General features: G+C 68.2%; 14 protein-coding genes and 2 pseudogenes. 6 read left to right on the plus strand and 10 right to left on the minus strand.

The window, feature by feature from the left end; genetic code table 11:
• The 4 genes from AIIKEEIJ_RS01115 to AIIKEEIJ_RS01130 form a co-directional block, all read left to right on the plus strand.
• Nucleotides 1-1,452 (plus strand): alpha/beta fold hydrolase (locus AIIKEEIJ_RS01115; protein ID WP_161994729.1); only part of this gene is annotated, 1,452 nt, incomplete at its 5' end.
• A gap of 1,077 nt (nt 1,453-2,529) precedes the next feature.
• Nucleotides 2,530-3,324 (plus strand): acyl-CoA thioesterase domain-containing protein, encoded by a 795-nt coding sequence (locus AIIKEEIJ_RS01120; RefSeq protein WP_161994730.1) that lies wholly within the window; start codon nt 2,530-2,532, stop codon nt 3,322-3,324.
• A 155-nt stretch (nt 3,325-3,479) separates the two neighbouring features.
• On the plus strand, nt 3,480-3,938 hold the full coding sequence (locus AIIKEEIJ_RS33895; RefSeq protein WP_161994731.1) for a helix-turn-helix domain-containing protein: 459 nt from the start codon (nt 3,480-3,482) through the stop codon (nt 3,936-3,938).
• A gap of 13 nt (nt 3,939-3,951) precedes the next feature.
• Nucleotides 3,952-4,308, plus strand: a complete 357-nt coding sequence (locus tag AIIKEEIJ_RS01130; RefSeq protein WP_050036019.1) for a HepT-like ribonuclease domain-containing protein — start codon at nt 3,952-3,954, stop codon at nt 4,306-4,308.
• 151 nt (nt 4,309-4,459) lie between these two features.
• On the opposite strand, the gene AIIKEEIJ_RS01135 is transcribed toward AIIKEEIJ_RS01130, so the two are convergent.
• Both AIIKEEIJ_RS01135 and AIIKEEIJ_RS01140 read right to left on the minus strand, forming a co-directional pair.
• On the minus strand, nt 4,460-5,065 hold the full coding sequence (locus AIIKEEIJ_RS01135) for a DUF2510 domain-containing protein (RefSeq protein WP_238406149.1): 606 nt from the start codon (nt 5,063-5,065) through the stop codon (nt 4,460-4,462).
• Between the two features lie 143 nt (nt 5,066-5,208).
• Nucleotides 5,209-5,352 (minus strand): annotated as a pseudogene (locus AIIKEEIJ_RS01140) (DUF4352 domain-containing protein); the annotation flags it as partial.
• Here AIIKEEIJ_RS01140 and AIIKEEIJ_RS01145 point away from each other — a divergent pair.
• Nucleotides 5,347-8,334 (plus strand): annotated as a pseudogene (locus tag AIIKEEIJ_RS01145) (type I restriction endonuclease subunit R); the annotation flags it as partial. The pseudogenes AIIKEEIJ_RS01140 and AIIKEEIJ_RS01145 sit on opposite strands and share 6 nt — an antisense overlap.
• A gap of 115 nt (nt 8,335-8,449) precedes the next feature.
• Here the strand turns inward: AIIKEEIJ_RS01145 and AIIKEEIJ_RS01150 are convergent.
• Entirely contained in the window at nt 8,450-8,938 is a 489-nt protein-coding gene (locus AIIKEEIJ_RS01150) for a hypothetical protein (protein WP_144415053.1), read from the minus strand.
• Between the two features lie 138 nt (nt 8,939-9,076).
• Nucleotides 9,077-10,600, minus strand: coding sequence for a serine hydrolase (locus AIIKEEIJ_RS01155; protein ID WP_161994733.1), 1,524 nt, complete (start codon nt 10,598-10,600; stop codon nt 9,077-9,079).
• 200 nt (nt 10,601-10,800) lie between these two features.
• Between AIIKEEIJ_RS01155 and AIIKEEIJ_RS01160 the strand changes: the two genes are divergently transcribed.
• Nucleotides 10,801-12,537 (plus strand): SulP family inorganic anion transporter, encoded by a 1,737-nt coding sequence (locus AIIKEEIJ_RS01160; protein WP_161994734.1) that lies wholly within the window; start codon nt 10,801-10,803, stop codon nt 12,535-12,537.
• A 73-nt stretch (nt 12,538-12,610) separates the two neighbouring features.
• Here the strand turns inward: AIIKEEIJ_RS01160 and AIIKEEIJ_RS01165 are convergent, their stop codons facing one another.
• From AIIKEEIJ_RS01165 to AIIKEEIJ_RS01195, 6 genes are all read right to left on the minus strand, one after another.
• On the minus strand, nt 12,611-13,441 hold the full coding sequence (locus AIIKEEIJ_RS01165; RefSeq protein ID WP_161994735.1) for an alpha/beta fold hydrolase: 831 nt from the start codon (nt 13,439-13,441) through the stop codon (nt 12,611-12,613).
• A 172-nt stretch (nt 13,442-13,613) separates the two neighbouring features.
• Nucleotides 13,614-14,021: a carboxymuconolactone decarboxylase family protein gene (locus AIIKEEIJ_RS01175; RefSeq protein WP_006939919.1), complete on the minus strand. Its 408-nt coding sequence runs from the start codon at nt 14,019-14,021 to the stop codon at nt 13,614-13,616.
• Nucleotides 14,018-15,598, minus strand: coding sequence for an AMP-binding protein (locus AIIKEEIJ_RS01180; RefSeq protein WP_161994736.1), 1,581 nt, complete (start codon nt 15,596-15,598; stop codon nt 14,018-14,020). The genes AIIKEEIJ_RS01175 and AIIKEEIJ_RS01180 overlap by 4 nt, the downstream gene beginning before the upstream one ends.
• Before the next feature lie 40 nt (nt 15,599-15,638).
• Nucleotides 15,639-16,286 carry a CoA transferase subunit B gene (locus AIIKEEIJ_RS01185; RefSeq protein ID WP_006939917.1) on the minus strand — a complete coding sequence of 216 codons (648 nt, stop codon included), beginning with the start codon at nt 16,284-16,286 and terminating at the stop codon, nt 15,639-15,641.
• The gene (locus AIIKEEIJ_RS01190; RefSeq protein WP_161994737.1) at nt 16,283-17,047 is read right to left on the minus strand and encodes a 3-oxoacid CoA-transferase subunit A; all 765 of its coding nucleotides are present in this window, start codon (nt 17,045-17,047) and stop codon (nt 16,283-16,285) included. The genes AIIKEEIJ_RS01185 and AIIKEEIJ_RS01190 overlap by 4 nt, the downstream gene beginning before the upstream one ends.
• 97 nt (nt 17,048-17,144) lie before the next feature.
• Nucleotides 17,145-17,738 carry an alpha/beta hydrolase gene (locus AIIKEEIJ_RS01195; RefSeq protein WP_161994738.1) on the minus strand — a complete coding sequence of 198 codons (594 nt, stop codon included), beginning with the start codon at nt 17,736-17,738 and terminating at the stop codon, nt 17,145-17,147.
• Nucleotides 17,739-17,747 lie beyond the last annotated feature (9 nt).

Below are 17,747 nucleotides of genomic sequence, written 5' to 3' on the forward strand. Positions count from 1 at the left end.
GTCACCATCGACGCGCCGCCCGAGCAGGTCTGGCCGTGGCTGGTGCAGATGGGCTGGGACCGCGGTGGGTGGTACTCCTGGGATCACCTGGACAATGCCGGTCGCCCGAGCGCCCGGGAAGTGCATCCGGAATGGCAGGACATCCGGCCCGGCGACCAGCTGAAGTACTGGGCGCCCGGCGCGGGACCGATGGACGCGTACAAGGTCGCGCGGATCGAGCCGAACCGTTTCCTCGGGCTGTACGGGCTGATCGATCTGCGGGGCCGCACCCTCGACCCCGGGCAGCCGCGACCGTCCGGCTATCTGGAAGGACTGTGGGGCTTCCAGCTGAAGGAGCTGCCCGGCGGGCGCACCCGCCTCGTCATCAGCGGATATCAGGCGGGCCGACCGCGATGGATTACGCGCCTCGTCTACTCCGGAATCTTCCCCCCGGTCGTGTGGATCATGCAGGCGCGCATGCTGGTGGTCCTCAAAAGAAGAATCGAAAATAACTCGCGGGCAACAGATTCGAACACGGCGACAGGAGAGGCGCGAGGACGCGACTCGCGTGGTCCTTCGTCGGCGGTGGTGAAATGGCGCGGCAGCCTGCACCGCGTCCGGCCCGGCCGGGTCCCGATCCGGGACACCTCCCTCTACGTCGACGTGGTCGGGCAGGGACCTCCGTTGGTGGTCATGCACGGCGGACCGTCGGCGGACATGTGGACGATGCAAGCCTTCCGGCAGTGCGCGGACCGGTTCACGTTGGTGTTCTACGACCACCGCTGCAACGGGCGCTCGATCGGTGCACCCGTCGAAACGATGACGTGGGAGAACCTCACCGCGGATGCCGACGCCCTGCGCGAGAGTCTCGGTTTCGAGCGGTGGGCGGTGCTCGGGCATTCGTTCGGCGGGCAGGTCGCGCTCGAGTACGCTCTGCGCTACCCCGAGCGGGTCTCGCATCTCGTGCTGCTCGACACCGGCGCCGACAGTCACTGGGAGCGCCAGAACGTTCCGAAGGTGCTCCTCGAACGCGGCTACAGCCGGGAGAAGGCGGAGCTGGCGCGGCGGTGGTTCACCGGCGAGTTCACTCCCCGCGAGTACTTCCCGATCTTCGCGCAGATCGGGGACGCATACTTCTACCGTTCCGGCCTCGACATACTGGCTCGCGAGCTGAGCAGCGGAGCGTGGCGTTCGAGGCTGCGGCCGGCGCCGCTCATCTTCGCCGGCCGGCATCTGCTGAAGGACTGGACGGTCACCGATCGTCTCGGTGGGATCACCGCGCCCACGCTCGTCGTGGCCGGGCGCGAGGACTTCGTGTTCCCGCCGGAGTGCCAGCGGGAGCTGGCCGCCGGCATTCCCGGTGCGCGCCTTCGGATCATCGACCGGGCCGGGCACAACCCGCACGACGAGCAGACGGCCGAGGTCGTGCGGGCACTCGAAGACTTCCTGGGTGCCGACATTTCCGCCGGATAGATCGCGCGCCTCGGTTGTGGCGTAGGTGAACGTGCCGCGGCGCAGGACGCTTCGAGGAGACGGACGCCCTGCGGGCGACTGTCCTCGACCGAGCGGAGACCCTACGGGTCCCTGAGTCTTTCGGCCCCTTCCCCAACGCTGCCCGGTCGCCATACCCCGATAGACCTTCTCGGCCAGCACTTTCGGCCCCACGTCGCGGGCGACGTGCGGCTGTGCTGGACCCGAACGAACGTGTCGACCCGCGCGATCAGGTGCCCCGCCACCAGCTACGGGGACAAAGGTACTGGTGCCCAGTCGGTTTCGAGCACGACGAAGTCGCGCTCGCAGCGTCCGTGCGCTGACGTCGGACCACGGGAGAGTAGCGACGTGGACCGGTGTGTCTCGGTTACCGTTGCGCACACCGGGAACAGCGATGCACGACGAGCCCCTCGAAGCCGAGGGGCTCGTGCGTCAGGACGTCGACCGGGCGCGGCGGTGTGAGATCGGCGCGACGGAACGTGCGCGCGGTTGCGGATACACGCCCCTGCCGGGCGTGTGGATAGACTCCACCCTACGGTGCATGACAGCTCTTTCTGTCGTGTGCCCAGACCCCGGTGCGGTGCTGCAACACCTGCCGGGGTCGACCTGTTTTCAGGCCAATGGAGGGATGGTGGCACGGCCGACGCGTGCCGTCAACTCGAACGCGCGTTCGGATTCTGGGGCGCGCGTGGCGAAATCCGAAGAGAGGCCGGCGCGTCGAGCACGCCCGAGGTGGGACGCCCGGCGATGGTAGGGCGTGGCGTCAATTTTCCGATATGTCCTTCTTGTCGTCGGCGGGTTCACTGCGGGGCTGGTGCTGGCTGCCCCGAGCGTCGACACCTATCCCTTGGCCGACGGGTTGCTGCCCGGCCCGGTGTTCACCTCCGATGTCGCTGCCGCCGGAGCCGGAGGGCTCGCGGCACTGGCCGTGGCGACAGCGATTCGCCGGCGCGTGCTCGCGACCGCCCTGGTCGGCGCGATGGTCGTGGCCGTCGTCGCGCTGCCGGGAGGGTGGCGGTTCGACATGTACGTCGCGACGATCGGTGCGGGCCTGACTCCATGCGCGGATACTTCACCGAATCGGACGGCACGTACCTTCCCACGAAGTACGCCGTCAGCCCCTGGTCGTCGACGATGCTGGCCGGACCGTGCGTGACCGGCCTGCTCGCCCGGGAACTCGACAAGGACCACGGTCCCGACGGGTTCGTCCCCGCCCGGCTCACCGTCGACCTGTTCAGGCCGGTGCAGAACGCGCCCGTCCGGTTCGAGACGACCCGCGTGCGAGACGGCAACCGCATCCGCGTCGCCGACGCCTACCTGATCCAGGGCGACGACGTCACCGCCCGCGGGACCGTCGTCTACCTGCGCCCATCCGAGCAGCCGCCGGGCACCGTCTGGACCCGTGACGAGCACCCGACGCCGCCCGCCGAAGCACTCGACGGCCCGGAGGCGGGATTCGCACCCACCTGGTTCGGCAGCGACGCGCACCCTGAGGGCTGGTCGCAGGTGCGGTCCGAGCATCAGAACGCGAGCCGGAAACGCATGTGGTCCCGGCAGATTCCGGTGATCGTGGGGGAGGAGATGTCGCCGTTCGTGCGGACCGCGGTCGTCGGCGAGGGCACCAGTTTCATGGCCAACTGGAGCGACGAGGGCGTCGGCTTCATCAACGGCGACCTCACGCTGACCCTCTCGCGGCTGCCCGTCGGCACCGAGGTCGGCGTCGAAGCCGATCACCACCTCAGCGCCGCCGGCGTCGCGGTGGGCACCTCGGTGCTGTTCGACCGGTTCGGTCCGTTCGGGACGGGCGCCGTCACATGCCTGGCGAACGCTCGTCGTCAGGTGAACTTCGGTTGAGCGGCACTGTGCCGAGCGCGCAGTTCTCGTGGACGTTGCCCGGCGTGTCGTCACGAGAACTGCACATCCGAGCGAACCCGTGACTCCCCGCGGGGCATGGGCCGCGTCCGGCCCACATCGCTTCAAGCGATAACAAAATCTGTTATCGTGATGTCGTGGCCGTCGGCTTCGGTGACTTCGTTCGCATCCGGCGGGGGATTCTGAGTCTCTCGCAGCGGGAGCTCGCCGAGCGCTCCGGCATCAAGCAGCCTCTGATCGCCGCAATCGAGACCGGACGACGGCAGCCGTCCGAGCCGGCCCGTTCGGCGCTGACGGCAGCCCTGCCCGTTCGCCCCTCCGAGGCTCTGGCAGCCCGACGTGAAGAAGTGCGCGAACTCTTCGCCGAGGCGGGACTGCCGAACCCGAGGGTGTTCGGATCTGTGGCGCGCGGCGACGACGACTTCGCCTCGGATATCGACCTCATCGTGGATTTCAGCGATCGCCACGACATCGTCGACCTCCTCGGGTTGCAGCAAGCATTGGAAGACCTGCTCACCGTGCGGGTCGAGATCGTCGACGGGCGAGCCGGGGGGCGCGTGGGGGACCGGGCCCGGGAGGAAGCCGTGGCGCTGTGACATCGGAGAAGCTGTGACGTCGGAGGAGAATGCGGACGAGCGTGTTCGCCGTCGTTTACAGGACCTTGCCGACTTCGCGGCGGATGCCGCCTACACGGTGGGACTCGGTCTGGATGCCTACCTGGAGGACAGTCCCTACGGGCGCGTGCTGCGGAACAACGGTCGGCACATCCTGATCCAGGTGGCCACGGTCGTCGAGAAGCTGCCGGAGACGTTCAAGTCCGAGTTCCCCGGCGTCGACTGGGTGGCGATCGGACGGATGCGAAACCTGATCGCGCACCACTACGACAAGGTGAACGACCGTCTCGTCTACTCCGCCTTGGCGACCCGGATCCCCGAACTGAGCGCCACGCTGGGGCTGGGGCACTGAGCTCGGTTCTCCTCCGCTCACCTCGCAGGCTGGACAACGCCGGACATCGACAACCGTCGCTTTCGTTGTCGATGTCCGGAGCAGGTGTGGAGGGACGGGCGTAACGCCCTGAGGCGCGACAGGACGCCGAAGCGTGCGGCTGTCGTCGTCGCTACGGCGCCCCGAACCCGTAGGTGAAACTGCCCGTCGTCCAGTTCATCGTCGCGTGGTACTTGTACCCGCTCATCGTGCCGTCGCCGTTGTCCTCGGTCGCGACGAAGCATTCGAACACCGTCGTCGTCTCGGTGAGGTTGTCGGTGGACCCGCCGTTGACGGGTGAGCAGGTCACCTCGATCACCGGCCCGCCGAACATTCCGTTGTCGATGTGCTTGCTCGCCATCTGCTCCACACTCGACTCGATCTCAGAGACGGATCGCGCGCGGGAGGCGCGCTCGGCGTTGTCGCGCTGCTGCTGCGCCGCCTTCTCGGCGGCCAGGCGTTCCGCTTCGCGCTGTGCAGCTTCCTCTGCCGCCGCAACCTGCGCCGCAACCTGGGCGTCGTGATTCAGCTTCCAGGTGAACGCCCCACCACCCACGGCGAGCAGCAGAATTGCCAGCACGATCAGGAGCGGCTTCTTCCTGATTCGGCGCTTCTTGCCGTCGACGGCGCCGGAACCGGGGAAGTCCAGCCACCGGGTGCCGTCCCAGTAACGTTGTCCCCCGTTCGGATCGGGGTACCAGCCGGCGGGTGCGGGCGTCTTGTCGTCCGACATCGTCATGCCCTTCTTGGAAGTTGGGAGCGCCGGAACGAGCGAATGTGTCGTTCCGTCGATCTGAGGAGGTGAGCGATACATTCGCTCGCTCCGAAGGTGGGAAATTCCGGTGCGCCCGACCCCTCGCGGGCGCACCGGCCCCGGGGACGTCACCGCAGGGAGACGGTGACTCCGCCGGAGAACATGGAGTCGTGCAGTTCGATCGAGGCGGGAACCGCATCGACCGGCATGTCGAACACGACCGGCATCGTGACGGTGTTGCCGGGGTTGATCTCGTCCCAGAACGCGACGTCGAGCAGGCCGTGGACGTGGTCACCACCGCCGGATCCACCGACGCGATCTCCGAGAATCGCGCCGTGCACGCATACCTCACCGAAGGCTTGCGCAAGATCAACTATGTCGACGACAGCGGCGTGGAGGTCACACCCACGATCCGCCTGATTTCCGTGGACCCGGACGACAACGACTGGCTCGCCGCGCGTCAGGTGACCGTTATCCGCGGCGACCACGAGCGCCGCTTCGACGTGGTTCTGTACCTCAACGGGATGCCTGTCGCGGTGATCGAACTGAAGAACGCCGGCAGCGAGCATGCCGGGCTCAACGGTGCCCACGCCCAGCTGCACACCTACCTACGGGAGTTCCCGCTCGCGTTCCGCTTCGCCGTCGTCGCGCTCGTCTCCGACGGCATCACCGCCAAGTACGGGACGCCCTTCACCCCGTACGAACACTTCTCCCCCTGGAACGTCGACGACGACGGCCGCCCGATCGAACCCACCGGCGACCACACCGCCCTCGACGTCGCCCTGTACGGGCTGTTCAACCTCGAACGGTTCCTGCAGCTCGTACGCGACTTCACGGCGTTCGATCAGAGCGAGGGCGGGCTGATCAAGCGCATCGCCAAACCGCACCAGTACTTCGCCGTCACCAAAGCCGTCGCGTCGACCGTGCACGCCGTCGATTCCGAGGGCAAAGCGGGCGTCGTCTGGCATACCCAGGGCTCCGGCAAGTCGATGGAAATGGAGCTGTACGCGAACCAGGTGATCCGCCACCCCCGGCTCGCCAACCCGACCGTCGTCGTCATCACCGACCGCAACGAACTCGACGGCCAGCTCTACGAGACGTTTCTGCGCTCCCAGCTGCTGCCCGAGAAGCCGCGGCAGATCCGGCGCCGTGACGAACTCCGACAGGAACTGTCCGGCCGGACAACCGGCGGGATCTACTTCACGACCCTGCAGAAATTCGGGCGCAGCCGTGACGAACGCGAATCCGGCCACAGCCACCCCCTCCTCTCGGCCCGGCGCAACATCATCGTCATCGTCGACGAGGCGCACCGCAGCCACTACGACAACCTCGACGGCTACGCGCGTCACCTGCGCGACGCGCTGCCGCACGCGACCCTCATCGCCTTCACCGGCACGCCTGTCTCGTTCGAGGACCGGGACACCCGGGCGGTGTTCGGCGACTACATCGACGTCTACGACCTCACCCGTGCGGTCGAGGACGGCGCCACCGTCCCGGTCCACTTCGAAAGCCGGCTGGTCAAGGTCGCGTTCGCCGGCGACGTGACCGAGGAGCAGATCGACGCGTCCGCCGACGAACTCACCATCGGACTCGACGACACCGACCGCGACCGCATCGAGAAGTCCGTCGCGGTCGTCAACGCCGTCTACGGCGCGCCGGCCCGGCTGCACAAGCTCGCCGCCGACCTCGTCGAACACTGGGAGAGTCGCCGCGAGCAGATGGCCAAATTCGTCGGGTCCGACGACAACCCCACCGCGCCCGGCAAGGCCCTGATCGTGTGCGCGACCCGCGAGATCTGCGCCAATCTCTACGACGAGATCGTCGCACTGCGCCCGGATTGGCACTCGGGCGAGATCTCCAGCGGGCGAATCAAAGTCGTCTACTCGGGAACCGCGGCCGATCAGCCGCCGATCGACAGGCATGTGCGCCGCGACTCGGCGAACGCCGCGATCAAGAAGCGGCTCAAGGACATCGACGACGAGCTCGAAATCGTCATCGTCAAGGACATGCTCCTCACCGGCTTCGATGCGCCGCCGCTGAACACTCTCTATCTCGACCGGCCGTTGAAGGGTGCGCTGCTCATGCAGGCCCTCGCCCGGGTCAACCGCACCTTCCGCGGCAAACGCGACGGGCTGCTCGTGGCCTACGCGCCCGTCGCCGACAACCTCGCCGAGGCGCTGGCCGAGTACACGGCGACGGATCAGGAGACCAAACCGCTGGGCCGGCCGATCGAGGAGTCCGTCGACGCCGTCAAGAACCTGCTCACGGTGCTCGTGAACATGCTGCACGGTTTCGACTGGCGGTCGCGCCTCCGGTCCGCCACCGGACCGCGTGGCTATATCGAAGCCGTGCTCGCCACCGTGAACTACCTGGGCGACCCGAAGCTTCCGGAGAACCGGGTGCCGGAAGGGGACGAGACCCTGGCGGCCCGCTTCCGGAAATTCTCCTCCCAACTGTCCCGCGCCTGGGCGATCTGCGGCACTCATCCCGATCTGGGAGGGCTGGCCGCCGACGCGAAGTTCTTCGAGGAAGTCCGCGTCTACATGGCGAAGTTCGACGCCGAGGATCGGCAGGCGCGGGGGCTCGCTGTTCCGGAGGACGTGCGGCGTGCCTTGCGTCAGCTCATGGCCGCCTCGGTCGGATCCGGCGAGGTACTCGACATCTACGGCGCCGCCGGCATTCCGCGACCGTCGCTCACCGAACTCAATGCGGAATTCCTGGCACGGGCCGAACATGCGAAGAACCCGAACCTCGCGATCGAGGCGCTCCGCAAGCTCATCAACGAGGAAGCGCGAAAGGTTGCACGGCACAATCTGGTACGTCAGCGAGCGTTCTCACAACGTCTGCAGGAACTGATGAACAAGTACACCAACTCGCAGCTCACCTCCGCGGAGGTGATCGCCGCGCTGGTCGAGGTCGCGCAGGAGGTGCAGGCCGAGGGCGACCGCGGCCGCCGCTTCGATCCGCCGCTGGACTGGCACGAACTCGCCTTCTACGACGCCGTGGCCCAGAACGAATCCGCCGTCACCGAGCAGGGCGACGACGTGCTCGCCCAGATCGCCCGGGAACTCGTCGCTGTCATGCGTCGCGACGTCAGGACCGACTGGCGCGTGCGGGCGGACGTCAAGGCCAAGTTGCGCTCGCAGATCAAGCGGTTGCTCACGCGGTACAAGTACCCGCCGGACCGGCAGGCAGGCGCGATCAAGCTGGTGCTCGAACAGATGGAGTCGATCGCGCCGACGATGGCCGCGTGAGTGTGCACGCGTCTCGCGTGAGGCAGATGCGGGCACGAACCCCCACGTCCCTGCCAATACCGCAGTGGCGAAGTGGCCGCTCGGGGCGAGGCCGTCGGATCACCGCGTCGACCCGTCAGGGTCGTGTGTTCCCCGGATCGATGGGCTGCCCGAGACCGGTGGCACGCCCGGTTCGGTCGCGTTGCAGTTGCCATGTCACCTGGTAGGCCATCCGTCCCACACCACCTTCGCGCACATAGGCTTTCGCGCGCATCACCAGTACGAACGGGCTGCCCTGGATGCCCGTGAACTGGCGTTGTTCCAGGCCGACGACGGCGGAGTCGACCGCGAGGATCGCGCCCGTATCTCGAACGTGCAGGCTCGTCATCGAGGCGCTCACCATCGGCACGGCCACATCCTGGCGGGTGAACGTCTGGATGGTGTCGTCGGCGTAGGGGACGAACGAGAGGATGTCGACATGCTGGCCGCTGTCCTCGGCCGACAGATCGAACATGAGCCATCCGGAATGGATCATCAGCAGACCATTCGTGCCGGCATCGATCATGTAGGGCACTCGGAGGTGTTGGACAGCATCGATGTCGCGCACCCGAAGTCGGACGGTCATGTGTACTCCTGAGGAAGGGGCTGGGGCATTACCACCATCCCGCCGGGGCTTCCGGACGGTAACCCACCCCAGGGCTTCGGTTCGTCCCCCCTGCCCGCCGCCGGGCACTCCGGTCGGTGCGGGCGGACGCCGTGCCGGTCAGGGCGCGGGGGAGTGGCCCCGCCCCCGGGCAACCCGGCGGACGAGCAGCGTCGCGGCGGCGACGGCGCCCGCTCCCTCGGTCCACAACCTCGGGTTCGTCGCCGGCGGCCGCTTCCGGGCGGACAGCGGCATCAGCTCGAAGTGCACGGACATGTCGTCCGTTCCGGGCTCGCGCCCGAACACGACCCGGCTGGAGCCCAGCCCGTCGCCGAGGTCGAACCGGAACGCGTACGGATCGGCCGGGTCGTCGGGGTGCAGCGGCAGGCCCCGGTACAGCGGAGGCAGCGGGGTCAGGAACCGGAGCAGGAGTTCGCCGCGACGGACGAAGACCTCGACGCCGGCACCGATCATGGTCCTGACCCGGACGTCGGTGACCCGGCCGGGCAGGTGGTACCACCCGCAGAGGGGGGGCCAGACCTCGGGGCGCTGCGGAACGTCGGTGCGGATCTTCTCGCCCGGAACGCCGAGCACGGACCCGAGCAGCGTCCCGGTTTCCACCGGCAGCCACATCACGGCCCGGTGCGCTCCGTTGGTGAAGGCGAGGATCCCGACGCCGTCGCCCGGGGCGACGGTGATCTGCGAGTTGAAGCCGGGCAGGATGCCCTGGTGCTCGGCCACGTGGTGGCCGCCCACGTCGCCGCGGAAGAAGGTCAGGCCGACGCCGGGCAGCCGCGGATCGGCCTGGTACTGGGGCGCGAACATGGTGGCGAGCGTCGCGGGTTCGAGCACCGATCCGTGCTCATTGGTGCCGCCGCCCAGCAGCGCCGCGACGTAGCGGGCCATGTCCGTGGGTGTCGAGTACGCCGCGCCGGCTCCCGCCGTCACCGGTTCCCGCTCGGGGACCGCCCTCGGGCCACTCGAGCGCAGCGTGTAGCCGGTCGCGATCCGCGAGGCATCCAGCTCGGACCGGACGAGGCTGGTGCTCGTCATGCCGAGGGGTTCGAAGACGTGCTCGCGCAGGTAGCGGTGCAGCGGCTGCCCGGTCATGTCCTCGACCATCTGGCCGAGCGTCGCGTGCGAGTGGTTCCCGTACCGGAACCTGGTGCCGGGCTCCGCGTCGATGCGCAGTCTTCCTCGGTAGTGCTCGGCCAGGGATCGTGGCCGTCCGGGCTCGACGTTCTCCCCGAAATTCGGTCGGAGCGCGCCGGACGCCGGCGCCACCTCGCCGAGTCCCGCGGTGTGGGTCAGCAGGTGGCGCACCGTCGCGGGCCGCCAGCCGGACCGCGCGGGGACCAGCCGGAAGGCGCGCAGATAGTCGGCGGCGGGCGCATCGAGGTCGACGAGTCCCCGTTCCCACAGCTGCATGACCGCGATCGCCGTGAACGTCTTGGTGATCGATGCGATCCGGAAGATCGTGTCCTTGGTGACGGGTCTGTTCGACGGGATGTCCGCGACGCCGTGCCCGTGGAAGAACTCCAGCGTTCCGTCGCGGACCACGCCGACCGCCAGGCCGACGGCGGGCCGGCGGTTGAGGATCTCGTCGACGGCGGCCCGCAGCTCGGGCCTCTCGATCTCGGACATGGCTCCCCCCTCGGGCGTCCCGGCTCGAATCGATCGTAGGTGGGTTGCTCGCGTCGCGCCCGAAAGTGCGGTCCGCGCGGGCAAGAACACGCGCGAGAGAACACCGATGGGCGCGGGTGTTTCGGGCCGACGCAGCAACCGGTGCGTGTCTTGCCCACAATCGGCGTTTCCGACTGGGCCTGCGGTGCCATACTCTCTGAATGTCCTTCAGCCGAGCCCTGGCTGGGCTGCCCGGTGTCGTGACGGTACGCCGTTACCGCCGCGAATGGTTGCGCTCGGATGTGACGGCCGGGCTCGTTCTGACCGCACTGCTCATTCCTGCCGGCATGGGCTACGCCGAAGCCGCCGGGCTGCCCGCGTACGCGGGCCTGTACGCGACCATCGTGCCGTTGCTCGCGTACGCCGTCGTGGGACCGTCCAAGATTCTCGTTCTGGGACCGGACTCGTCGCTGGCGCCGCTGATCGCTGCGGCGGTGTTGCCGCTGACCGTGGCCGCGGACCCGGAAAGCGCACTGGTCCTGGCGGGCGTCCTGGCGGTGCTGGTCGGCGTGATCATGATCCTCGGAGGGTTGCTGCGGCTCGGGTTCGTCACCGAGTTGTTGTCCAAGCCGTTGCGCCTGGGCTATCTCAACGCGATCGCGCTCATCGTGATCGTCGGGCAGCTGCCGAAGCTGCTGGGCTTCTCGGTCGACGCCTCGGGCCTTCTCGACGAGCTCGCCGGGATCGTCGGGGCGGTGCTGGACGGGGACGTCGACCCGACGACGGCGCTCGTGGGCGGTGTGTCGCTGGCGGTGATCATCGGGCTCAAGGTGCTGCATTCCAAGGTTCCGGGTGTTCTGGTCGCGGTCGGGGGAGCCATGGTCGTCGCCTTCGCGATCGACCTCACCGACGACATCGACATGGTCGGAGCCCTGCCACGCGGTATGCCCCTCCCGTCGTTCGGCGGGGTGAGCTGGGATGAGGTGGCCGCGCTCGTGGGACCGGCGGCGGGTATCGCGTTGATCGCCTTCGCCGACTCCGGCGTGCTGTCGCGCACCTTCGCAGCCCGGCGGGGCGAGAACGTCGACGGCAGTACGGAGATGAAGGCGATCGGAGTCGCGAACGTGGCCAGCGGGGTGTTCGGTGGGTTCCCGATCTCGGCCAGCGGTTCCCGTACCCCGGTGGCAGAGGAGAGCGGAGCCCGCACCCAGCTGGCCGGAGTCGTCGGAGCCATAGCGGTGCTGTTGTTCGTTCTGCTCGCACCCGGAGTGACGGCGTATCTCCCCCAGGCCACGCTGGGGGCGGTGGTGATCGTCGCGGCGTGGGCGCTGGTCGACGTGCCCGGTGTGGTGCGGATGTGGCGGATGAGCCGCGTCGAAGCGGGTCTGGCCGCGGCAGCGTTCGTCGGCGTCGCCTTGGTGGGGGTCTTGCAGGGCATCCTGGTGGCGATCGGATTGTCCTTCGTGGCAGTGGTCGTGCGGGTATGGCAGCCCTATCGGACGGAGCTGGTCGCCCTTCCGGATCGGGATGGGTTCCACGACATCACCCGGCACCCCGAGGGCCGGCGCATCCCGGGTCTGGTCCTCGTTCGATTCGATGCTCCGTTGTTCTTCGCCAACGGGGAGATATTCGACAGCTACGTCCGTTCATTGGTGAACGACTCGGCGTCTCCCGTCGAATGGGTCGTCGTCGCCGCCGAACCGATCATCGGATTGGACACCACAGCCGTCGACGAAGTGGTCGACCTCGACCGGTATCTGGAGAGCCAGCACGTCAGGCTCGTCTTCGCAGAGATGAAAGGCCCCGTCAAGGATCGGCTCGTGCGCTTCGGCGTGGGTGACCGATTCGATACGTCGCGGTTCTATCCGACGATCGAAGCTGCGGTGAGCGCCTTCGAGCAACGGCGTCGGCGCCACGGCGACGACCGGCCCGAGGGCGACGGCCCGGAAACCTCGTGACGTACCGCGGATCGGTCCGACGGGCGAAGTGCGGCACGTGCCTCCCCGTCGGACCGTCGCGGCGTCGAAACCGTCATCCGGTCGCGAGAAACGCATCGATGACCGGCACGACCTCGCCGGCTCCGGTGAGCACGTCGATGTGCCCCCCGGAGTGCATATGCAGGGTGGCATGGGGAAGCAGCCGGTGCATGATGCGCGCATTGACGGCGGGAACGATCGGGTCGTCGGTGCCGGCGACCACGAGGACCGGTTGCCGGATCAGCGGCAGCACCGGCAGGCTCGTCCACAGGGCCCCGGCGAGCAGTTGCTGCAGATATCCGGTTCGCGACGTCGTGCGGGGCTGGCTGCCGAGCAGGCCGGCGACCGCGCCGGCGTTCGGGCGGGCGGTACCGCCGTACAGTTCCGCGACGTTCGCCGCGGCCCAGGCGGCGTCGTCGAATCGCCGGCGGGTGAGCATCTTCGCCAAGGTGCGCGGACTGCCCGGGACGGACACTGCCCCGGTGCTGGTGGCGACGAGCACGAGACGCCGGCAGCGGCGCGGATTCTGCAGGGCGAACTGCTGAGCCAGCGCGCCGCCCCACGAGTATCCGACGACGTCGACAACCCGGAGACCGAGGGCGTCGAGGACCCGGCCCACGACCCATGCCAGATACGGGAAGCCGTACGGCACCAGCGACGACGGCGACCCGCCGGCGCCGGGAACGTCGAAGCGCACGATCGTCGCCCCCGCGTTCCAGGACTCCACGATCGGACCGAGGATTTCCAATCCGGCGCCGAGACCGTTGCACAACACCACGGGAACTCCGCTCCCGTGGCGCACGCTGACCCGGATCCGGTGGCAGCCGACGCGGACGATCCGCTCCTCGAACCGGGTGTGGTGATCGAGCACGTTTCCGGCGGTCACGTGTAGAGCACAACCATCTCGGCGATACACACCGGTCGTGTCCCACCGTCGATCTCGCAGTTGATCTCGAAGACCACCTCGAGACCTGCCGGCTTGTGCTGAAGTCGAAGCGTCATGATTGTTCCTCGAGATGTGGGGCGTTCTGCCCGGGGAGTGCGGGAGCGGCGTTGTGTCAGGCGTGCCCGGCACGGTCCGATTCGGGCACCCGACCCTGGGAGGACAGTTCCTCGAGGAGGAGGGGCACGCCGATGTTCAGCGAGTGGATGCCGATGGTGGTCGCGAGCTTCAGGACTTCGACGATCTCGCGGGCGGTGACGCCCAGATCGAGTGCGGCTCGTATGTGTCGCCGCAGCCCGGGAGCGTACATGTGGGTGCAGGAGGCATCGACGGCGATGCACAGCAACTGGACGACCTGCGGTGAGAGCACGCCGCTCTGGTACGGCTGCATCGTCGCCGTCAGGTAATGCTCGGTCCATTCGGGATCGAGTTCCTCGATCCCGTCCCACAGCGGGTTCCAGGTGCCCTCCGCCTTCATGCGGTCGACGATGGAAGGAGCCGCACCGGGCGTGTGGGCGGTCATCGGCCGCGAACCTGGTCGACGACGGCCGAGACCAGCTCGCGCTTGAGGATCTTTCCGGTGGCGGTCATGGGCAGGGCCGTGGTGAATTCGACGGACCGGGGGTACTTGTAGCCGGCCATCTGGTCCTTGCACCAGTCGATCAGCTCCGTCTCGGTGATCCGTGCACCCGGTTCGAGGATGACGAATGCCTTGACTTCTTCGCCGTGCCGTTCGTCCGGGACGCCCACGACGGCTGCGAGCGAGACCGCGGCGTGCGTCATCAGTACTTCCTCGATCTCTCGGGGGTAGACGTTGAATCCGCCGCGGACGATGAGATCCTTGGCCCGGTCGACGATGTAGTAGAAGCCGTCCTCGTCGCGCCGTGCGAGATCGCCTGTGCGGAACCAGCCGTCGCGCATCACCTCGGCGGTGGCGTCGGGCCGGCCGAGGTAGCCCTTCATCACGTTGTGGCCGCGGAGTGCGAGCTCCCCGACCTGGTCGTCGCCGAGAACGGGGTTCCAGTGCTCGTCGACAAGCTTGGCCTCGATGCCCCAGACCGGAACACCGATCGAGCCGGGGCGGGGGTCGCGTTCGGGGTCGCTGAAGACCGCCAGCGGCGAGGTTTCGGACAGACCGTAGCCCTCGAGAATCCGCACGCCGAAGCGGCGTTCGAACTGGGCGTGGATCTCCACGGGCAGCGCGGCGCCACCGGAGATCGCGCGCCGCAGGGAGCGGGAGATGCGGTCGACGTCGACGGTGTCGTCGACCGCGCCGAGCAGAGCCCAGTACATGGTCGGCACCCCGGCGAAGACGGTGATGTCCTCGCCGACCATGAGCTCGAGCGCCGCCTTCGCGTCGAACCGCGGCAGGAGCACGAGGGTGGCGCCGACCGACAGGCCGGCATTCATCGTCACGGTCTGGCCGAAGGAATGGAACAGTGGCAGGGTGAGCAGGTAGGTGTCCGGGCGCAGCGAGGTGCTGTCGAACAACCGGTTGGCGGTCAGGGCATTGAGCAGCATGTTCGCGTGCGTCAGTTCCGCGCCCTTCGGCCGGCCGGTGGTGCCGCTGGTGTAGAGGATCACCGCGGTATCGCCGGGCTCGCGAACGACGGTGTCGAATGTGTCCGGACGGGCCTCGACGGCCCGGGCGAGGGTGTCGACGCCGGGGATCGGCGACGACGTGTCCGGGTCCGCGGTGAGCAGAATCATCTCACGGCATCCGGCGGCGTTGTCGAATCCGGCACGGCCGTATTCGCCCATGGGCAGGTCGTCGGTGCCCTCGAAGCAGAAGTAGAGGGCGGCACCGGAATCGTCTAGATGGTAGGTGATCTCGCGCGGCTTGAGCAGGATGTTCAACGGCACGACGATCGCGCCGGCCTTGAGGATCCCGTAGTAGACGGCGGGGAACTGCGGGGTGTTCGGGCACGAGAGCGCGACCGTGTCGCCGGGGCCGATGCCCCGAGCGGCGAGCAGGTTCGCCACCTGGTTGGCCAGGGCGTCGAGGTGGGCGTAGGTGAGGCGTTCCGTGCCGAAGACCAGTGCGACGCGATCGGGGTAGCGACGGACGGAGTCTTCCAGTAGTACGGAGAGATTGAGCACGAGAGTGTGTCCTGTCGTTGTGACGAGGGAGACGGTGGGGTCAGCCCAGGGGTGCGTCGGTGGCGGCGCGGACCTGCTCGGCGGTGACGCCGGGTGCGCACTCGACCAGCACCAGTCCGGTGTCGGTGACGTCGAGGACGGCGAGGTCGGTGATGATCCGCTGCACCACGGCCTCCCCGGTGAGCGGCAGGGTGCACCGCTCGACAATCTTCGATGCGCCGGTCTTGTCGGTGTGCTCCATCAGCACGATGACCGTGCGGGCGCCGTGGACGAGGTCCATCGCCCCGCCCATGCCCTTGACCATCTTGCCCGGCACCATCCAGTTCGCCAGATCCCCGGTGGCGGAGACCTGCATCCCACCGAGCACCGCGGTGTCGATGTGCCCGCCGCGGATCATCCCGAACGAGATGGCCGAGTCGAAGAACGCCGCACCGGGGTGGACGGTGACGGTTTCCTTGCCGGCGTTGATCAGGTCCGGATCGACGGCGTCCTCGGTCGGGTAGGGGCCCGTCCCCAGGATCCCGTTCTCCGAATGCAGCGTGACCCGCACGCCCTCGGGCAGGAAGTTCGGAATCAGCGTCGGCAGCCCGATGCCGAGATTGACGTACTGCCCCGGCGTGAGTTCCTGCGCGGCGCGGGCCGCCATCTCGGTACGTGACCAGCCGAGGGTGTCGATCACTGCGGTCATGCTCGGGCCTCCTTGGCGGCGCGCACGGTGCGCTTCTCGATCTGCTTGTCCTGCATTCCGGTGTGCACGATGCGGTCGACGAAGATTCCCGGAAGGTGCACCTGGTCCGGGTCGATCTCGCCGGGTTCGACGAGCTGTTCGACCTGGGCGATGCAGATCTTCCCGGCCATCGCGGCCAGCGGGTTGAAGTTCATCGCGGCCTTGTTGAACACCAGGTTGCCCTCGGTGTCGCCGCGCAGCGCATGGACCAGGGCGAAGTCCGCGGTGATCGATTCTTCGAGCACGTACCGCCTGCCGCGGAACTCGCGGATCTCCTTCGGCGGCGACGCGAGTGCGACGGATCCGTCCGCGTGGTAGCGCCACGGCAGCCCGCCCTGCGAGACGGGGGTGCCGACCCCGGCGGGAGTGAAGAACGCCGGGATGCCGGCGCCGCCGGCACGCATCTTCTCCGCCAGGGTGCCCTGCGGGGTCAGCTCCACCTCGAGTTCACCGGAGAGGTACTGACGGGCGAACTCCTTGTTCTCCCCCACATAGGAGGCGGTGACGCGGCGGATCCGCTTGTCGCCGAGCAGGATTCCCAGCCCGTGCCCGTCGACGCCGCAGTTGTTGGAGAACACCTCGAAATCGGTGCCCTTCCCCTCCGCGAGCGCCGCGATCAGCTCGTCCGGGATGCCTGACAGGCCGAAACCTCCGACCGCGAGCGAGGCGCCGGACGGGATGTCGGCGACGGCCTCGCCCGCAGTTGTGTAGATCTTGCTCAATTTCTTTCTCCGTACTGGCGCAGGACGCGCGATGCAGGGGGCGTGTGGCTGGCGTGAGGGGCGGGCCGGCGACCTCGAGTCGTGGCCCGCCCCGGAATCAGCACCGCGCTGCGGCGGATGCTGCGGTGTGCTCGATCAGTTCCTGCAGCAGCTCCTCGGCGCGCGGCCAATATCCGTAGCCGGCGGCGGGATTCAGGTGCCCGACGTTGCCGAGGTCGACCAGCCGGCTGCCCCACAGCTCGGCCATGCCGGTCACACGGCGGTGGCAGGCGAGTGGATCGTTGCGGCTTGCTGCGACGACACTCGGGAACGGCAGCCTCCGGCGAGGGATGGGGTTCCAGCCGCCACGGTCGAGGTCTTCGCCGGAGGGGTAGCCGGCGGGCAGCGGCAACTCCAGGTCCGCCGGGGTCGCCAGGAGGGCGCCCTGGATCGGCCGGGTGGGGTTCTGGGCCCAGTGGACTGTGGTCATGACTCCGGCGCTGTGGGCGACGAGCACGACCGGGCCGGAGATGTCGTTCAGGACGGTGTCGAGAGCGGCGACGCGGGCGGCACGGTCGAGCTTGTCGTGCTCGAGCGGGGGCACGGTGCGCGCGTCGTCGAGGCGTTCGGAGAGCAGGGTCTGCCAGTGGTCCGCGACGTGGTCTCGCAGACCCGGCACTATCACCACGGTCGGAGAGGTGGGGCTGTTCAAGATCGGCTC

The sequence above is a fragment of the Rhodococcus sp. YH1 genome, from assembly GCF_009939605.1.
In the GTDB taxonomy this organism is placed as follows: domain Bacteria; phylum Actinomycetota; class Actinomycetes; order Mycobacteriales; family Mycobacteriaceae; genus Rhodococcus; species Rhodococcus aetherivorans.

What these genes read in the sequence shown, in the direction of transcription:
- AIIKEEIJ_RS01120 (WP_161994730.1), top strand. Translation starts at nt 2,530, where the DNA reads ATGCGCGGATACTTCACCGAATCGGACGGCACGTACCTTCCCACGAAG.
- AIIKEEIJ_RS01135 (WP_238406149.1), bottom strand. Translation starts at nt 5,065, where the DNA reads ATGACGATGTCGGACGACAAGACGCCCGCACCCGCCGGCTGGTACCCC.
- AIIKEEIJ_RS01150 (WP_144415053.1), bottom strand. Translation starts at nt 8,938, where the DNA reads ATGACCGTCCGACTTCGGGTGCGCGACATCGATGCTGTCCAACACCTC.
- AIIKEEIJ_RS01155 (WP_161994733.1), bottom strand. Translation starts at nt 10,600, where the DNA reads ATGTCCGAGATCGAGAGGCCCGAGCTGCGGGCCGCCGTCGACGAGATC.
- AIIKEEIJ_RS01160 (WP_161994734.1), top strand. Translation starts at nt 10,801, where the DNA reads ATGTCCTTCAGCCGAGCCCTGGCTGGGCTGCCCGGTGTCGTGACGGTA.
- AIIKEEIJ_RS01175 (WP_006939919.1), bottom strand. Translation starts at nt 14,021, where the DNA reads ATGACCGCCCACACGCCCGGTGCGGCTCCTTCCATCGTCGACCGCATG.
- AIIKEEIJ_RS01185 (WP_006939917.1), bottom strand. Translation starts at nt 16,286, where the DNA reads ATGACCGCAGTGATCGACACCCTCGGCTGGTCACGTACCGAGATGGCG.